Origin of the sequence: Nocardia sp. NPDC047038, from assembly GCF_040644075.1 — a bacterium.
GTDB classification, from domain to species: domain Bacteria; phylum Actinomycetota; class Actinomycetes; order Mycobacteriales; family Mycobacteriaceae; genus Nocardia; species Nocardia sichangensis.
Genome location: NZ_JBEYVQ010000013.1, coordinates 85598 through 100425, shown reverse-complemented (window position 1 = coordinate 100425; position 14828 = coordinate 85598). Strand labels below are relative to the sequence as shown.

Below are 14828 nucleotides of genomic sequence, written 5' to 3'. Positions count from 1 at the left end.
TCGGGTCCTTTCAGACAGCGGCCGGGGCGACGCCCAGCGAAGAGAGCAATGCGCGACGGACGCGCTGGAATTCGGGCAGACTCGGGTCGCGCTCGGCGGGCAGGTCCACCGGCACGTCGACCGTGATGCGCCCCTCGTCGAGCACGAGCACCCGGTCGGCGAGCGCGATCGCCTCGTCCACGTCGTGGGTGACCAGCAGCACGGTCGGGCGGCGGCGCCGGATCAGTTGCCGCAGCAGCTCGTGCATCTTGATCCTGGTCAGCGCGTCCAGCGCGCCGAAGGGTTCGTCGGCCAGCAGCAGGTCCGGCTCGCCCACCAGGGAGCGGGCCAGCGAAACCCGTTGCTGCTCGCCGCCGGAGAGCTGGTTGGGCCACGCCCGTTCGCGTCCGGCGAGACCGACCTCGGTCAGTACCCGCACCGCCGCGGCCTTGCGCGAGCGCGGCTGGCCGTAGAGCACGTTGGCCAGCACCCGTTGCCATGGCAGCAGGCGGGAGTCCTGGAACACCACCGACGTCTTGGCGGGCACCCGCAGCGTGCCCGACCCGGCCACGTCGTAGTCGAGTCCGGCCAGCGCGCGCAGCAGCGTGCTCTTGCCCGACCCGCTGCGGCCGAGCAGGGCGACGAACTGCCCGGCCGGGATCGTCAGCGTGATGCCGTCCAGCACCGTGCGTTCCCCGAAACCGCGGGTCAGTCCGCGGACCTGTACGCCTACCCCGCGATCGTCCGTCGCCACGACAGCACCTTCCGCTCGACCAGCCGGATAACACCGTCGGACAACAGTCCGAACGTGCCGTAGACCGCGAGGCCCACCAGGATCACGTCGGCCTGGCCGTAGTTCTGGGCGTTCTGCATCATCTTGCCCAACCCGTCGATGGCGTTGACGGATTCGACGACGATCAGCGCCAGCCACGCGCCGGTCACCGAGAGTCGCAGGCCGAGGAAGAAGCCGGGCAGCGAACCGGGTACCACGACCTTCCTGATGAACGTGGCCCGCGAAACCCGCTGCACCTCCGACAGTTCCACCAGCCGCTGATCGATGGTGGTGAGCGAGGCGTGCGTCTGGATATACATGGTGATCACCACGCCGAGGGTGATCAGCACGATCTTGAACGATTCGCCGATGCCGAGCCAGAGGATCATCAGCGGAATCAGGCCGAGGCTTGGGATCGCCCGCTTCACTTGGATCGGGCCGTCCACCAGCGACTCACCGAATCGGGACAGGCCCGCGATCAGGGCGAGCGTCGTGCCGACCAGCACGCCGATGCCGAGGCCGATGCCCGCGCGCTGCAGCGAGGCGGATACGTTCGCCGCCAGGGAACCGTTGACGAGCAGGTCCCAGCCCGTTTCCAGCACGGTCCACGGCGCCGACAGCTTGCGTTCGTCGAGCCAGCCGAAGTGCGCGCCAGCCGCCCAGAGGCCGAGAACTACCAGCACGCCGAGCATCCGGGCGAACGGAACGGACTTGCGTAGCCCGAGCCTGCGCAATTGCCTGCGTTCGACGAATCCGTCGGTCCGTGACGGCGGCGCCGCTACGGTGCGAGTCAGTGCGATGGTCATGGCGACTCCTGTGTTGTGCGGGCGCTCGAGCGGTTCACCGGGTGTCCTGGGTGCGGTAGTTCGCGGTCACCGCCTCGGCGGCGACTCGTTCGAAGCGGCGGTCGAAAAGTTCGTTCGCGTCGAACCGCTTGCCGAAATAGCCGGAACCGGTGAGCAAGTCGACGGTGTCCTGCTCCCATGCGATCGCTTTGTCCCAATTGTCCGGGAAATAGGGGCGCGGTGTCGTATCCAGAATTCGCCGGCCGTCCGCCGCGGAGACTTCCTGGTCTTTCACGTAGTAAGAGGAGATCCATTGTTCCTGGTGCTCCCAGGCCCAGACATCGCCGCGCGCCCAGAACTCGACGAATTGCCGGACGGCCGCGAGTTTGGCCGAGTCGCGCAGGACCGCGGTCGGCGCCCACAGCACGGTCAGCGCGTCCACCGCGGGCGTGGCCACCGCCGTGGCGCCTTGCCCGCGGTATTTGTCCAGGTATTTGGTCAGCGTCGGCTCCCCCAGCGGGGCGACGTCGATCTGCTTGCCCTGCAACGCGGTAAGGAACTGCGGGCTGTTGAGTTCCACCAATTGCACTTCGTTCAGGCCGATGCCCGCGGCGCGCAGGGTGCGCAGCACCACCACGCCCTGGGCCTGACCAGGCGAGAAGCCGATCTTCTTGCCGCGCAATTCCTGGATCGAGTTGACGGTCACGCCGGGCGCGGTGGCCAGCTGATAGTTCGGGATGTCACGGACTTTGACGCCGACGATCTTGGCGTCGAGACCGGTCGCGTGGGCGTGGATGGGCGGGATGCCCGCGTTCGTCGCGATATCCACCGAACCGCCACGGAAGGCTTGGATGACGTCGGGGCCCGCGGAGACGGCGGGCCAAGCCGACACGGTGAACGGCAGCTTGCCGATCTCACCGGAGGCTTCCAGCGCGACGCGGGTGGTGTTGACCGCCACCGACAACGAGGTGCCTGCCGGAACGGTGGTCGGCAGAGCGGATTTCAGATCGGTGTCGCCGCCCTCATCGGTGGCGCACGAGACGGCGAGCAGAGCGGTGGCGGAGGTGACGAGTGCTAATCGCCGGAGAGAATTGCGCACGGTGATTTCCTGGGTCGAATCCGGTGTTCTCGGGAATATCTCGCTCCCGGACAACACCGCAGTTGCGATCCGGTCCCGGCAATGGCTCGGTGCATTTCTTTCATGAAAGAACTTTCCCGAATAACCGTGCCGCACGTCAATATTCGTTCTACTTAAAATAAGTCGGAGTCAAACGGCAGCCTCCAGCGCGCGCAGCGGAGTGTGGAACAGGCTGTGCAGCACCACCGCGCCCGCGGACATCTCCAGGACTCGCCCCTCGAACGACGAACCGACGACCAGTTCGGCCGGGTCGGTACACAACAGCGAATGTTCGCGTACGGCCGCGAGATACGCCTCCCACACGCCGCCGACGCGACGGCCGCGGTCGACCACTACCACCGATTCGGGATCGAGCAGATCGATCAGCGCCGCGACGACCCGGCCGAGCACGCGGGCGCGCTCCAGGAACAGCCCGCGCACGGGCGCGCCTTCGGCCGCCACCGCCACCAATTCGGGCATGGTCGACGCCACGCCGCAGCGCTCGAGCAGCGCATGATCGGAGTAGTAGTCGTCGAGCGAGGAACCCCCCTGCGGGCCCGCGCTCTTTCCCGCGCCCAGGCCGAGCAGCGACTCGATCGATCCGGCTCCAGACCGCGGCCCGTAGTGCACCTGCCCGTGCACCGCGATGGCCACATCGATCACGTTGCCGACGAACAGCACCACCGAGCTCGCCGTCGCGCCCATGCGGCCGAACAGCTGCTCGGCGTGCATCAGCGCTCTGGTGTGACTGTCGAGCTGGGTCGGCAATCCGGTGCGCGCGGCGAGATACTCCCGCACCGGGACGTCACGCCAGCGCAGGAAGGAATGGTCCACCACCGACCCCGCCGTTCGGTCGACCCGGCCGCCGGTAGCGACGCCCAGACCCACGATCCGCAGGCCGTCGGACTCGTCGCGGACCCGGCACACCTCGGCGGCGGCGGTGGCCAGGATGTCGTACGGGGCGTGCGTGCGGTGCGGCACCTTCGTGCTGTGCCGGAGCGTGCCGCCGATGTCCACCACCGCGACGGTGGTGTGGGTGGCCGCGATGTGCACCGCTATGGCCACGTTGTCGGCGGTGTCGAGCGCCAGCGGGCTATGCGGTCGGCCGATCCCGGACGCGCCCGCGGTCTCGGGCAGCTCGACGATCAACCCCGCCTCCAGCAGCGCGCGAGTCTGCCACGTCACCGTGGCGGGTGAGATTCCCGCGTGTCTGGCGATCGAACTGCGCGGAGCCGGACCCAGCTCGAGCAACGCTCGAAGTACCGCTCCCGCGCTGCCGTCCGCCATCGCCGTCACCTCTTCATCGCCGCGCTGCCCAGCCACGCTACGGACGCGACCCGCGGCTGCGAAGCATTTGGCGCAGGCCGATCCGAACACACCGGCGGCACAGGCCCTAAACTGAGCGGATGCCGAGTTACAGCTATCGGTGCCGCAGCTGCGGTGACACGTTCGAGGTGACCCGTCCGATGGCGGAGTCGGCCGCGCCGGCGACCTGCCCGATCGGCCACGACGACACGGTCAAGTTGCTGACCACCTTCGCCACCGTCTCCCGAGGCGGCGCGAGCGCGCCCGCACCAACCCCGGCGGCGCCCCCGGCGGGCGGCGGCTGCTGCGGTGGCGGCTGCTGCGGCTGAGTTCCCGGCGCGGTCTCACTCGCGCCGGTCGGCATGACCGAGGTCGCGCTCGGGTGCGACCCGGTCGCGCACCCGCTGCTTCAGCACCGTGATGTCGGGAAATCCGCCGTCGGCCTTGCGCTCCCAGATCTGTTCGCCGTCCACGGTGATCCGGAAGACCCCGCCCGAACCCGGCAGCAGCGCGACTTCGTCCAAGTCGGTGGCGAAGGTGCTGAGCAATTCCTGCGCCATCCAGCTCGCCCGCAGCAGCCAGCGGCATTGGGTGCAGTACTCGATCGCGACGCGTGCCATGTCCGCTGACGCTACCGCTCAGTCGTCGTGCGTGCCGTCCAGGTAGACCCAGGCGCCGTCGGATCGGGCGAACCGGCTGGTCTCGTGCAGTGCGCCGCGACCGCCCGCGTCGCGGTAGTGCGCGACGAACTCCACCGTGCCGGTGTCGTCGAACAGTCCACCTCGATCGGTCCGGGTGATTTCCAGGAACAACCAGCGCTGGGCGGGATCGAGGGTCAAGGCGGCCGGGCGAGTGCGCGGATGCCACGAACGCAGCAGATAGTCGACATCGCCCACCGCGAACGCGGTGTAGCGCGAGCGCATCAGGGCTTCGGCGGTGGGAGCGGGACGCTCGCCGCTCAACACCGGACCGCAGCAGTCCTCGAATGCCTCGCCACGCCCACACGGGCAGCGCCGTGCCTTGTTCATTCCGCGCCCTTCCGACCTGTGTCAGGAACCCCGGCGCGCCCGCACCGCCGCCAGGTCCTCGGCCAAGGCTACGGTCTGCTCCCGCCAGCGCCGCAGATCGGTGACGCTCGGCGCGAGTTCGTAGTCGTGATGGTGCGCGGCGCGCGACAGCGCCGCCCAGAGCACGGCCACCCGCGCCGCCACGTCCGGTCCCGCGAAGGCGCGCAGCGCGATGAGCTGTGCCCGCATCGGACAGCGGACCAGCGGGGGCGCCAGCCGCAGCCACAGTTCGTCGACGGCCTGCTCCAGAGCGATCCGCAGAATCCAGGCCGTCGCGCGGGACCACAGCCCGCCCGCGGCGGTCACCGATCCGGCGAGCAACAGATCCACGGTTTCCAGCCGCTCGGCGACCGACGGCCGATTCGCGCGCGAGCGTTGCGCGCCGTTGTTCGGCCCACGCTGCCCGTGCCTGGCCGCGCGCCCGCCGCCCGCGGGTCCACGACGTGCGCCGACCGGCCGACGCCGCCCGCTCATCGGCGCCTCACCGGGCCAGCCACGCGACGAACTTCTCGGTCTCACCGATCAGCTCACGCATATCGCGCCCGATCGGCACGTGCGCGCCCGCCGTGGCGTCGCGCAATGCGTCCACCACCCACCGTCCTTCGCGCGCGATGAGGTTCTTGTTCAAGTCGTCGACCTTGCTGCCGACCCCGAAGACCGCGAGCGCCACCTTCGCCCGGGTCGAATGCGCGGCATCGATGTGGCGTTCCACTTCCGCGTGATCCATGCCCGCGGCGAGCAGGGTGCGCCGCGCCCTGGCCAGACTGGCCGCCTCCACCGCGGAACGGCAGCACGTGGCCACCAGTTCGTCGGCGATCGCCCCGGGCAACTGCGGGGTGCGCACCAATGCGCGGGCGTCGTCGAGATAGCGGCGAATCGGGTCGCTGGACACCCGCACCTCGACCACCGAGCGGTCGCGGCGCTGCACTTCCAGCACGGTCGCGTCGAGCTGCATCCGCCGCACCGCCTCGGCGAGGCGCTCGTCATGGGTGAAGACCACCACCTGCCTGGTCCAGGCGACCGTGGCGAGTACTTGGGCCAGGCCGTCCACCTTGGCCGGGTCCATCGCCTGCACCGGGTCGTCGATCATGACGAACCGGAACGGGCTCTGCTCCACCGTGGCGCGCGGCAGGAACAGCGAGAGACCGAGCGCGTGCAGCTCACCCTGGCTCATCACGCCAAGCGCGGCGCCGTCCACCTCGTCGACGGTCACGTCGAGCAGCACGCGGCGCGCGGTGCCCGCGTTGCCCTGCAAACGGATAGCGCCCAGTTCGACGTTGCTCTGCTGCCGCAGCGTGCGCCACACCCACCGGGCCGTCGTCTCCAGCGGCGTCATGCGCTCGCCGCGCAGACCCGCGGTGGCCGACTTCAGCCAGTCCTCGGCCTTCTTCACGGTGCGCAGCTCCGCGGCGTGCGCGGCCACCTCGCGCGCGCCCTCCAGCCAGGCCACGATCCGTGGCACCAGCGGCGTCCACACCTCGTCCAAGCGGTCGAGTTCCTTGCGGGTGCCCTTCTGCAACAGGTCGAGCTCGTCGACCAGTCGCGCGTGGGCGGCGCGCAGCCGGGCGGGCAGGTCCGGGGCGTATTCGGTGTTGGTCAGCGCGGCCCATTCGGCCCAGGCCTCGCGCACCGCCGTGGTGTCGACCGACGGCGGGTTGCGCGGATCGAAATCCAATTCGGCGGGAACGAGGTCGGGAAGCGCCCGAGCGGCCCGCACCGCGTTGCCGAGCTCGATCCGCGCGGTCGTGAGCGCGTCGACTCGGGCGGTCAGCCGCTCGATGGCAGCATCGGTCTCGCGCGCCCACGCGTCGTCGAGTGCGCCGCGGCCGCACACAGGGCACGGACACGGCCCGCTCGCGGCATGGTGTTCCCGCGCCTTGCGCAGCAGTTCAAGCAGGCGCAGATCGGCTTCGGCGTCGGCGGTGGCTCCCGCGGCCAGCGCCGCGCCCCATTCCTCGAGCCGGGTGGCCACCGCCTCCACTTCGGCGTCCTCGGGCAGCGCCAGCCGCACGATGGCGCGCAGGCCGTCCGGTCCGGTCGGGTCGTCCACCGCGCCGAGCACTTCCCGGCCCACCGCGGCGAGATCCGGTTGGGCGGGCCGCAGCAGCCCGGCGACCCGGACCGCGCGGTCGTCGGCCACCGACGCGAGCAGCTCCAGCAGTTCCAGGCGTTCCTGACGCGAATCCCGCACGGCGCGTTCCAGCTCCAGGCGGCGCATCCGGATCCGCTCCTGCGCCAGGGTGAGTTCGTCGAGACCGAGCAGCTGGTGCAGCGCGTCGAACAGGTCGCTCGGTTTCCCGTCCACCAGCGCGCCGAGTTCGCTGTAGGACAGGAAGGGGCGGTAGAGCTCGAGCTGGGCCGCCCACCGGTCGGTGTCGAATCCCGTCGGCGGCGCGGGCGGATATCGCTGGGTCCAGTGCGCGTCCTGCAGGTCCGCGTCGGCCGCCCATTCCTTGGCGATGGTGAGGCGCGGCGCGGCACCGGCGGTGAGCAACTCGAGCTCGATGCGGGCGGCCGTGCCGTCGTGCAGGTTGCGCCAGCCCTCCCGCCACGCCGCCGAGCGACCGTCCCACCGGCGGTTCCCTCCGGTCATCGCCAATTCCGCGGCCTCGGCGAAACTGGATTTGCCGCTGCCGTTGCGGCCGACCACGAGCGTGAGGCCGGGCCCGGGCGGCAGTTGCAGCGTCGTCTCGGGGCCGATACCCCGGAAACCGCACACCCGGATGGCGCTGAGGAAGATCCCGGAGTGATCGAATGCCGTTGACGCGTCCTCTGTTTCGGCGGCGCCGATGGCGCGCAACACGGTCCGCGTCACCGACGGCGTGACCGCGGGATCCTCGGCAAGGCGCCTCGTCACCACCTCCGACAGCCGGGGCGGCGCGTCCGTGGAACCGGCGGCGTCGACAGCGTCGGGATCCAGGCGCATGCGAAAAACCCCTCCACCATCGAGCCGCAACACGTCCTCCGACCCCGTGCACGGCGCCTTGTCGAAGCTGTGCGGAACGCTACCCGATCACGCCGGAATCGCCCACCGCGCCCGAGCGAATCTGCCCGCGGGGATGGATATATGGTCATCGAAACGCCTGCGCCATGTCTCGATGTCCACCCCTCGCGCCAACCCCGGCGGGCAGCCTCGATGGTGTCTACACCCGGTCCGGGTGGCTCGGTCGAGCCGAACAGGACAGAATGCCAGAGCGCACCGATCGGCGCAAGATTCGTTCGAAAGACGAATGCGGCACCGGGACAAGCGGTTCCGAGGGCAGCGCGGCGCCGGCGGCGGTACTTGTCGGTGCGCTGGGGTAGAAATCCGGTCAACCGAGCAATGAAGGAAGGCGATGAGGCAGCAGCGAGCCGGAGCGAGCCGATGACGACGCAGTGGACCGAAGCCCAGGTCACGGCGTTGGCGCCGGATGCGAATTCGCTCTCGGCGGCCCGCAAGCTGGTGGGTCGCTGGCGCGAGTGCGGGCAGCACGGCCCGGCGCTGTGGGGCCGGTGCCAGGGCAGCGGCGCCACGCCCTATCAGACGATCGTCGACCTGTCCGGTCCGGCGTACCGGTGCTCCTGCCCGAGCCGCAAGTTTCCTTGCAAACACGCGCTGTCGCTGTTGCTGCGCTGGTCCGCGGGCGAGGTCGCCGTCGCGCCGGAGACCGCGGACTACGCGGCGGCGTGGATCGGCGGCCGTACGGCGCGGGCCGCCGCGACCGCGGAGCGGCCCCGCACCCCGAATCCGGCCACCGCCGAACAGCGCCGGGTGCGGGTGACGGCGGGGCTGGAGGAACTCGACGTCTGGCTCGGTGATCAGGTACGCACCGGGCTCGCGCAGGCCGATCGCTCGTATCGCGCCTTCGAGGCCGTGGCCGCCAGGATGGTCGACGCGCAGGCCCCCGGCCTCGCCTCCGCTCTGCGCAGGCTCCCGGCCGCCGTGGCCACCAGAACCGACTGGCCCGACGTGGTGCTGCGCGAGTACGCGCGGATGCACCTGTTGATCGCCGCGCACCGGCAGCTCGACGCGGTATCACCCGCACTGCGTGCCAGCATCCGCACCCATGTCGGCTACCCCAATCCGGCCGAGGCGGTGCGCGCCGAAGCTCCGGTGCGTGATCGGTGGATGGTGTTCGGCTCGCGGATCACCGAGGACGAGCGCCTCTACACCCGGCGCAGCTGGCTGTACGGGCGGGAGAGCAGGCGCTGGGCGCTGGTGGTCGACCATTCCTTCGGCTCCCCCGGCTTCCCCGCCGACGTTCCCGCGCTGGGTCAACTGGCCGACGCGGAGTTGCATTTCTACCCGGGCGCCGCGCCGCTGCGCGCGCTGTGGGGCGAGCGGCACAGCACGGTCGAACCGTTCACCACGTTGCCCGCCGACGCGAACCACCCCGCCACCATCGCCGCCGCGCTCGCCGCGCACGCGTCCGCGCTCGGCGCCGATCCGTGGCTGCGCTCGTGGCCGATGCTGCTGGCCGATGTGATACCCACCCGCACCGAAGAGGGCTTATACCTCACCGAATCCGGCGGCAGCGCGCTGCCGATCCGGCCGGGCGAACAACCGTGGACGCTGCTGGCCGTCTCGGGCGGTCATCCGGTGACGGTGGCCGGCGAGTGGAGCGCCGACGGATGGGAGCCGATTTCGGTGTTCACCGCGGGGGAGGTGATCGATCTTGCACCCACGGAGACCTTCGTGCCCGACGCGACTCCGCCCGCGGGGCCGACCTGGAGTGCCGACCTCACCTCCGTCGCGCTGCTCGGCACCGCGCGCCGCGCCCCGGATCTCGCCGCACTCGCGCCCGCGATCGCACGCGTGGCCGACCGGTTGCCCCACGATCCCGCGTTGCGACTGCTCGAAACAGCCGCCCTACAAGACCTTTTCACTCGGGGTGGGGTCGTGCCCGCCACTGCCGCGGCACCGGAACCCGCGGCGGACGATCCTCGTCCGTCGCTGCCGCGCCCTGCTGCCGTGCGCCTGGCACGCATGCTGCGGGAACGCTCGGCATTCCTGCCCGAATGGTTCGACGCGGCGCGGCCGCACGATTACCGGGCGCCGGGCGCGCTGTGCGAGCAACTGCTCGAGCACGCGAAGATCAATGCCGGTTTGCGCGAGCCGCTGTTACGCCTCGCGGGCACTCGCGGCAGCTGGCTGGCGGCCCAGCATCCGGATCGGCGCGACTTGGTGCGGCTGCCCGTCGAACGGTCAACGGACACTTGGCTGTTCGGTCGACCACCCGAGCGGCGCGACTGGCTCGCCGACCTCCGGCGCGGCGACGCGGGCGCGGCCAGGGCGGAGCTCACCGCGGCGTGGCCGAAGGAATCCGGGCCGCTGAAGGCCGAACTGCTGGCCGTGCTCGCCGACGGGCTCGGCCCGGACGACGAGCCCCTGCTGGAAACGGCGCTGGACGACCGGCGCGCCGACGTGCGCCGCACCGCCGCCGGACTGCTCGCACTACTGCCGGAATCGGCGTTCTCGCAACGGATGCGCGCCCGAGCGAGCGCGTGGATCCGCGCCGAGCACCGAATGCTGCACACGAATGTGGTTCTCACGCTGCCCGACCGGCCCGACGCCGCCGCGCAGCGCGACGGGATCACCGACCGCACCATCGAATTCGCCTACCGCTGGAACGGCGCGCCCGACGTGTCCGCGGCCCGGCTCCGGCAGGTGGTCGCCGCGACGCCGCTGGCGCACTGGACCGGTGTGCTCGGCACACCGCAACAGGCGGTGCGCGCCACGATCGAAGACCGGTTCCGGCAGCCCATCTTCGACGGCTGGGTGGACGCCGCACTGGCTCAACACGATTCGACGTGGGCGCGGGCATTGTTCGAGGCGGGCGTGCCCACCGATCTGGCGATGCTGCGCAGACGGGAGCTGTTCGCGCTGCTACCGCTGCCGGATCGGACCGCGCACCTGGTGCGGCTGGACGGCTCCTGGCTGTCGGAGATCGAGGCGCTGCTGCCCGCGATGGGCCATCCGTGGCCGGAAGCGCTGGCCCAGCATGTGGTGCTGCTGCTGTTCGAGCGGGCGCGGGCGGCGGCGCGGCGCCCCGAGACGCACGGCGCCTCACCGAACGCGCACCGCTCGCTGCTCGCCGCGGCCTCGGTCCACCTCCCCGTCGCCGCCGCCGCCACACTGTCCGCCGTGGCCCGCAAATGCGACGATCCCGCCTGGCAGCGGGCCTTCGACCAGCTCGCCCATGACCTCAACAACCGCTCGATGATGCTCGAGGAGTTGCGATGACCACCACCGACCCGACGCCGGATCTGCTGCGCCCCCATGCCGAACAGGCGTACGCCGACGAGCTGCGCGCCCTCGCCGCCGCCGACGACCGGCCCCGCCCGCCGTCGTGGCGGCTGTCGCCCTGGGCGGTGGTCACCTACCTGCTCGGCGGCACCCTGCCCGACGGCACCGTGATCACCCCGAAGTACGTCGGCCCACGCAGGCTCATGGAGGTCGCGGTCGCGACGCTGGCCACCGACCGCGCACTGCTGCTGCTCGGGGTGCCGGGCACCGCCAAGACCTGGGTGTCCGAGCATCTCTCCGCCGCCATCAGCGGTGCGTCGACGCTGTTGGTGCAGGGCACCTCGGGCACCGCCGAGGAGGCGATCCGCTACGGCTGGAACTACGCGCGGTTGCTCGCCGAGGGACCGAGCGATGCGGCGCTGGTGCCGTCGCCGGTGCTCACGGCCATGCGGACGGGCTCCATCGCCCGCATAGAAGAGCTCACCCGCATCCCGTCGGACGTGCAGGACGCGCTGATCACCGTCTTGTCCGAGAAGACGCTGCCGGTGCCCGAACTGCGCACGGAAGTGCAGGCCGCGAAGGGCTTCAACGTGATCGCCACCGCCAACGATCGCGACCGCGGGGTGAACGAGTTGTCCTCCGCGTTGCGCCGCCGGTTCAACACAGTCGTGCTGCCGCTGCCCGCGAGCGAGGACGAGGAGGTCGCCATCGTCAGCAGGCGGGTCGAGCAGCTCGGCTCCGCGCTGGAACTGCCGACCGTGCCCGCGGCGGCCGAAGAGGTGCGGCGGGTGGTGCGGGTCTTCCGCGAGCTGCGCTCCGGCAGTACGGCCGACGGCCGGACCAAGCTCAAGTCGCCGTCCGGAACACTGTCCACGGCCGAGGCGATCTCGGTGATCACCAACGGAATCGCGCTCTCGGCGCACTTCGGCGACGGCGTGCTGCGCGCCTCCGACATCGCGGGCGCGGTGCTCGGCTCGGTGATCAAGGACCCGGTGGCCGACGCGGTGGTGTGGACGGAGTACTTGGAGGCCGTGGTCCGCGAGCGACCGGATTGGGCGGATTTCTACCGCGCCTGCCGCGAGGTCACCGGGTGACCTCCGGTATCGAAACCGCCCCTGTGACCAGGGTATTCGGCATCCGCCACCATGGTCCCGGCTCGGCGCGCTCGCTGCGGATGGCCCTGGCGGATTTCCGGCCCGACATGATCCTCATCGAGGGGCCCGCGGACGCCGATCCGCTGGTGGGCTTCGTCGCCGCCGAAGGGATGGTCCCTCCGGTCGCGCTGCTGGCGTACGTGCCCGACGCCCCCGCCACGGCCGCGTTCTGGCCGTACGCTGTGTTCTCCCCCGAGTGGCAGGCGCTGCGGTACGCCACGGACAACGCGGTGCCCGTACGGTTTTGCGATCTGCCCGCGAGCGTCACGCTCGCGACCGAGGACGAGCCCGGCGACCGGTTCGATCCGCTCGCCGCGCTCGCCGAAGCGGGCGGCTACGACGACGCCGAACGCTGGTGGGACGCCGTCGTCGAAACCGTGCCGGACGCGGACGCGTTCGACGCGATCACCGAGGCGATGGGCGCGCTGCGGGAAGGCGCCGAGCGCGACGCCACGCATGGCGACCCGACGTCGGCCGCGCAAGACGGCCCGGCGCGCCAGGGGCCTGCGGGCACCGAACCGGCTGATGACCGACCGACCGCCGAATCGGGACGCGATCGCCCTGAAGGCGAGCAACTCTCGACCGTGCAACCGGCGCAGGATCGATCCACCATGGCCTCCGCGTCGGAGTTGGATTCGGTCGCGGAGGCAGTAGCCGAATCGGCCCTCGTGCCGGAACCACCGCCCGAACCACTCGTGGTCGACGCTCACACCCTCCGGCGCGAGGCTTATATGCGCCAGACGATGCGCAAGGCCCTCAAAGACGGTGCGATGCGGCTGGCGGTGGTGTGCGGGGCGTGGCACGCGCCCGCGCTCGCCGGCGCGCTCGGTCCCGCCGCGCCGGACGCACGGATGCTCAAGGGCCTTCCGAAGATCAAAACCAGGCTCACCTGGGTGCCGTGGACGCATTCGCGGCTGTCCACGACCTCCGGCTACGGCGCGGGCGTCACCTCACCGGGCTGGTACCACCACCTGTTCACCGCCACCGAGCGGCCGATCGCCCGCTGGCTGACCAAGGTCGCCGGTGTGCTGCGCGCCCACGATCTGCCCGTCTCCAGCGCCCACGTCATCGAGGCCGTCCGGCTCGCCGACACCCTCGCCGCGCTGCGCGGTCGCCCGCTCCCCGGTCTGTCGGAGGTGACCGAGGCCACCCGGTCGGTGCTGTGCGGCGGCGACGAGACGATGCTGCGGTTGGTGATCGGCGAACTCGTCGTCGGCGAGGCGCTCGGGGCCGTTCCGGAGCAGACGCCGACCGTGCCGCTGGACGCGGACCTGCGCGCCACCATCCGGTCGCTGCGGATGAAGCAGGAGCCCTCGATCCGCACCGTCGACCTGGATCTGCGTAAGGATCGCGAGGTGCGGCGGTCGCGCCTGCTACACCGGCTGCGGGTGCTCGACATCGAGTGGGGCACGCTCACCACCAGCGACGTGCGCAGCACGGGCACCTTCCGGGAAACCTGGACGCTGCGATGGCAGCCCGAGTACGCGATCTCCATCATCGAGGCCTCTCGCTGGGGCACCACCATCCGCACCGCGGCGGAGGCGAAGATTCTCGACACCGCGAGCCGCGCCGACCGCTCGGTCGGCGAATTGACCGCCGCGCTGGAAGTCGCGCTGCTGGCCGACCTCGGCGGCGCCACCGACGGATTGATCGCCCGGCTGGAATCCACCGCGGCGCTCGACCACGACGTCACCCACCTGCTGGCCGCGCTGCCCGGCCTGATCCGCACGCTGCGTTACGGCGACGTGCGCGGCACCGACACCAAAGCGCTGGCCCACGTGGCCGACGGGTTGCTGGTGCGTATCTGCGCCGGCCTGCCCGCGGCGGTCACCGGATTGGACACCGACGCCGCCACCGATCTGCGCGGTCTGCTGGACGCGGCGCACACCGCCATCCACACCAGGGACGACGGCTGGGCCACCGGTGAGTGGCTCGCCGCATTGCGCCGGGTCGCCGACCGCGACGACGTACACGGCGCGCTTGTCGGTCGTGCGGTCCGTTTGCTCGCCGACGCGGGTCGCATCGATGACGCCGAATCCGCGCGCAGACTGTCCGCCGCCCTCTCGGTGGGCGCCACCGCCGCGGCCAAGGCGGCGTGGATAGACGGATTCCTCGGCGGTCGCGGCCTGCTTCTGGTGCACGATCGGGAGTTGTTGCGGCTCATCGACGACTGGCTGCGCGGACTCGGCGACGACACGTTCGTCGAGACGCTGCCGCTGCTGCGCCGTACCTTCGGCGCGTTCGAATCGGGTGAACGCCGCGCGATCGGGCAGGCGGTCCGCGACGGCGGATCGGTATCACCGGCGGCGGCCGTCGCGGGCATCGACGCCGATCGAGCCACGACCGCGGTGCGCACCGCGGCGGAGATCCTGGGGGTGACGGTATGAGCGGTCGGACCCGGAGACGGCAGCGGCGCGTAACCA

At 71.0% G+C, this 14828-nt stretch carries 12 protein-coding genes; 4 read left to right on the top strand and 8 right to left on the bottom strand.

Going from position 1 to position 14828, the window contains the following annotated elements:
• Positions 1–10 precede the first annotated feature (10 nt).
• The 4 genes from ABZ824_RS30840 to ABZ824_RS30825 form a co-directional block, all read right to left on the bottom strand.
• A complete protein-coding gene (locus ABZ824_RS30840; RefSeq protein WP_355077187.1) occupies positions 11–733 on the bottom strand; it encodes an ABC transporter ATP-binding protein in 723 nt (240 codons plus the stop codon).
• Positions 709–1557, bottom strand: coding sequence for an ABC transporter permease (locus ABZ824_RS30835; protein WP_355077189.1), 849 nt, complete (start codon positions 1555–1557; stop codon positions 709–711). Before ABZ824_RS30835 ends, ABZ824_RS30840 begins: the two co-directional genes overlap by 25 nt.
• Positions 1558–1591: 34 nt before the next feature.
• Positions 1592–2635 carry an ABC transporter substrate-binding protein gene (locus tag ABZ824_RS30830; RefSeq protein WP_356967308.1) on the bottom strand — a complete coding sequence of 348 codons (1044 nt, stop codon included), beginning with the start codon at positions 2633–2635 and terminating at the stop codon, positions 1592–1594.
• A 168-nt stretch (positions 2636–2803) separates the two neighbouring features.
• On the bottom strand, positions 2804–3940 hold the full coding sequence (locus tag ABZ824_RS30825) for an ROK family transcriptional regulator (protein WP_356967306.1): 1137 nt from the start codon (positions 3938–3940) through the stop codon (positions 2804–2806).
• Positions 3941–4059: 119 nt separating this feature from the next.
• On the opposite strand from ABZ824_RS30825, the gene ABZ824_RS30820 reads away from it, so the two are divergent.
• Complete coding sequence (locus tag ABZ824_RS30820; protein WP_355077194.1) at positions 4060–4287, top strand: zinc ribbon domain-containing protein; 228 nt, start codon at positions 4060–4062, stop codon at positions 4285–4287.
• Positions 4288–4302: 15 nt separating this feature from the next.
• Here ABZ824_RS30820 and ABZ824_RS30815 read toward each other — a convergent pair whose 3' ends face one another.
• Genes ABZ824_RS30815 through ABZ824_RS30800 form a run of 4 tightly spaced genes read right to left on the bottom strand, consistent with a single transcriptional unit; the run spans position 4303 to position 7951 of the window.
• Positions 4303–4578, bottom strand: coding sequence for a SelT/SelW/SelH family protein (locus ABZ824_RS30815; RefSeq protein ID WP_355077196.1), 276 nt, complete (start codon positions 4576–4578; stop codon positions 4303–4305).
• 18 nt (positions 4579–4596) lie between these two features.
• The gene (locus ABZ824_RS30810; RefSeq protein ID WP_356967304.1) at positions 4597–4986 is read right to left on the bottom strand and encodes a YchJ family protein; all 390 of its coding nucleotides are present in this window, start codon (positions 4984–4986) and stop codon (positions 4597–4599) included.
• 21 nt (positions 4987–5007) lie between these two features.
• The gene (locus ABZ824_RS30805) at positions 5008–5499 is read right to left on the bottom strand and encodes a hypothetical protein (protein ID WP_356967302.1); all 492 of its coding nucleotides are present in this window, start codon (positions 5497–5499) and stop codon (positions 5008–5010) included.
• Between the two features lie 7 nt (positions 5500–5506).
• A complete protein-coding gene (locus tag ABZ824_RS30800; RefSeq protein ID WP_356967300.1) occupies positions 5507–7951 on the bottom strand; it encodes an AAA family ATPase in 2445 nt (814 codons plus the stop codon).
• A gap of 438 nt (positions 7952–8389) precedes the next feature.
• Here ABZ824_RS30800 and ABZ824_RS30795 point away from each other — a divergent pair, with 438 nt between their 5' ends.
• Genes ABZ824_RS30795 through ABZ824_RS30785 form a run of 3 tightly spaced genes read left to right on the top strand, consistent with a single transcriptional unit; the run spans position 8390 to position 14792 of the window.
• Entirely contained in the window at positions 8390–11248 is a 2859-nt protein-coding gene (locus ABZ824_RS30795) for an SWIM zinc finger family protein (RefSeq protein WP_356967299.1), read from the top strand.
• Positions 11245–12345 (top strand): AAA family ATPase, encoded by a 1101-nt coding sequence (locus ABZ824_RS30790; RefSeq protein WP_355077206.1) that lies wholly within the window; start codon positions 11245–11247, stop codon positions 12343–12345. The genes ABZ824_RS30795 and ABZ824_RS30790 overlap by 4 nt, the downstream gene beginning before the upstream one ends.
• The gene (locus ABZ824_RS30785; RefSeq protein WP_356967404.1) at positions 12324–14792 is read left to right on the top strand and encodes a DUF5682 family protein; all 2469 of its coding nucleotides are present in this window, start codon (positions 12324–12326) and stop codon (positions 14790–14792) included. The genes ABZ824_RS30790 and ABZ824_RS30785 overlap by 22 nt, the downstream gene beginning before the upstream one ends.
• Positions 14793–14828: the final 36 nt, after the last annotated feature.